Origin of the sequence: Synechococcus sp. CCY9201 (assembly GCF_034931105.1) — a bacterium.
Classification (GTDB): domain Bacteria; phylum Cyanobacteriota; class Cyanobacteriia; order PCC-6307; family Cyanobiaceae; genus CBW1002.
The window spans coordinates 1-2239 of the sequence record NZ_JAYGIC010000140.1 but is presented as its reverse complement, the minus strand read 5'-3'; the positions used below and the strand labels follow the sequence as shown (position 1 = coordinate 2239).

Below are 2239 nucleotides of genomic sequence, written 5' to 3'. Positions count from 1 at the left end.
CAAGATCGAGCAGTTCGTGGCGGCCTACAACAAGACCAAGGCGCCGTTCAACTGGACCGCGACGGCGGACTCAATACTTGAAAAGCTCCAGCGACTTTGCTCACAAATCTCCGGGACGGCACACTAGATTGATGCCATGAATGATTCGCGCATCACCTACAACCCTGCACAATGCGGCGGCAAGCCATGCATCCGGGGGATGCGGATCCGCGTGAGCGATGTGCTTGATCTCTACGCGGCCGGTCTCAGCCCCGACCAGATCCTTGCCGAGCTACCGGATCTTGAGCCCGAAGATCTACAGGCTGCTCTCACCTATGCCGCTCGCGAATTGGATCACCCGGTTCTGGTGGCGTGATTCTCTGGCTTGATGCCCAGCTCTCGCCAGCCCTGGCGACCTGGATCATGGCGCAATGGCCTCACATCCAAGCCGTGCCTGTCAGGAATCTCGGCCTCAGAGATGCCGAAGACCGTGACATCTTCGCCCACGCGAAGACCGCAGGTGCCGTTGTGATGACGAAAGATCGCGACTTCCTCGCTCTTCTCTTCAAGCAAGGCCCCCCACCACAGGTGATCTGGCTTCGTGTGGGAAACACTTCCAACAAGGCTCTTCAAGCAGTCCTGCTGCGAACGCTTGATCAGGCCATCACCAGCCTTCATGAAGGAGAGCCATGGGTAGAAGTTCGCTCATCTGCCTGACGACGCCCTCTTCTCCCCCACCACCCGCACCCGCGACCTGGCCCTGGGCCCCTCCCTGTTCCTCTGGGAGAGCCAGAGCATCACCACAGCCGCCTCCCCCAGCGGCCAGCGGTACATCCACCACGAGACGCGGGGTTCACGGGTGCTGCGGTTCGTGCGCGAGCACCGGCGCGAAGGGGGCCGCGCCGAGGGTGTCACCGAGCCGTTTCGGTGTCTGGGGTTTGTCCGCTACGAAAGCCACGAGGCGGAGCGGCCGATGGCGATTCGATGGAGGCTGGAGCGGCCGATACCGGCGGCTTGGCTACCGGTGATGGCGTTGGCGGTTTAGCGTTCGATCGCTTGCCGAGCGCCTCCCACAAGCTCCTGCGCAATGGCTGAGACCGCCGACGACCTGATCCGCCTGCTCAGAGAGCACGCGCCCGATTGGAGCGAGCGCTTCGGTGTGCGCAGCCTCCGGATCTTCGGCTCATGGGCACGGGGAGCGGCCACTCCAGAGAGCGATGTGGATCTGCTGGTGGCGTTCGAAGCCCCCTCCACCGCCAGGCGGTTCTATGGCCTCCAGGTGTTTCTGGAGGATCTTCTCGGCAGGTCCGTGGACCTGGTGACGGAACAGGCGCTCAGGCAGGAGTTGCGGCAGAGCGTGGAGGCTGATGCCATCAGCATCTGATCGCCCGTCTGGTCGTGACTGGCGGCTCTACGCCCGGGACATGGATCAATTTGCACGTCGAGCTGTGGACTACTGCGCTGGTCTGAACCGCGACCAGTTCTTCGACAACCAACTGGTACAGGACGCGGTTCTCCGCAACATCGAACTCATCGGCGAAGCAGCAGCCCGCATCCCGCCTGAGGTAAGACTTGACCATCCAGAGATCGCCTGGCGTGAGATCGTGGCCATGCGCAATCAGCTGATCCATGGCTACCTGGGTGTCGACCTTGATGTGGTCTGGGATGTCGTGCAGGTGGAGCTGCCCCTGCTGATCACTCAGCTCGAGGCCGTGCTGGCCTGAGACGATCAGCTTTCACATTCATGGCCTTGGTCTCGCTCTGGCGAGTCCCCCTCCGCAACGACGCCCCCTGGATCCACCGCGAAGGTGTGCTCCGGCACGAACCCAGCTAGACCGCCGCGGCCAGACCGATCTCATGACAGCCTGCAGCACCTGGCGGTGCAGGCTGGGTGGGGTGATGGCTCACAATGCCGCCCACGTTCAGCTCCGGCGCCGTCTGCCTGAAGAGCCGCCGATGATCAGGCCCTCCGCACCCCGGCTGGAAACGTTCGCCCGCATTCTGCTGCGCGGCCTGCGCATCGGCGCCAGCACGATGTCGGTCTTCGTTGAGCACCAGCAGCGGCGGCAGGCGCGGGCTGAACAGCGCCACCGTCAGCAGGATGTAGCGCAGCGTGCCGTCCGAGAGTTCCGCGGCATCCAGCGGCCGCAGCAGGCCCGGCTGGTGGAAGCGCAGCCGGAACAGCCCCTCCCCCGTGCTCACGCTCAGATGGCACCACGGCCGGCAGGTCGCCGCCGTCGCCGGCCAGGGCGAAGCAGCG

At 64.1% G+C, this 2239-nt stretch carries 5 protein-coding genes and 2 pseudogenes; 6 read left to right on the top strand and 1 reads right to left on the bottom strand.

Features of this window, described 5'->3' with window-relative positions; all coding sequences use genetic code 11:
* The 6 genes and pseudogenes from VB716_RS13365 to VB716_RS13340 all read left to right on the top strand — a co-directional run.
* Positions 1-127 (top strand): annotated as a pseudogene (locus VB716_RS13365) (IS630 family transposase); the annotation flags it as partial.
* 9 nt (positions 128-136) lie between these two features.
* Positions 137-355 (top strand): DUF433 domain-containing protein, encoded by a 219-nt coding sequence (locus VB716_RS13360; RefSeq protein WP_322756935.1) that lies wholly within the window; start codon positions 137-139, stop codon positions 353-355.
* Positions 352-696, top strand: a complete 345-nt coding sequence (locus VB716_RS13355; RefSeq protein WP_322756936.1) for a DUF5615 family PIN-like protein — start codon at positions 352-354, stop codon at positions 694-696. The genes VB716_RS13360 and VB716_RS13355 overlap by 4 nt, the downstream gene beginning before the upstream one ends.
* 1 nt (position 697) lies before the next feature.
* Positions 698-1024: pseudogene (locus VB716_RS13350) on the top strand (DUF3427 domain-containing protein); the annotation flags it as partial.
* A 42-nt stretch (positions 1025-1066) separates the two neighbouring features.
* Positions 1067-1363, top strand: coding sequence for a nucleotidyltransferase family protein (locus tag VB716_RS13345; RefSeq protein WP_197155543.1), 297 nt, complete (start codon positions 1067-1069; stop codon positions 1361-1363).
* A gap of 40 nt (positions 1364-1403) precedes the next feature.
* Entirely contained in the window at positions 1404-1703 is a 300-nt protein-coding gene (locus VB716_RS13340; protein WP_323270744.1) for a DUF86 domain-containing protein, read from the top strand.
* 106 nt (positions 1704-1809) lie between these two features.
* On the opposite strand, the gene VB716_RS13335 is transcribed toward VB716_RS13340, so the two are convergent.
* The coding region (locus tag VB716_RS13335) for an AAA family ATPase (protein WP_323270743.1) at positions 1810-2239 on the bottom strand (430 nt) is incomplete at its 5' end.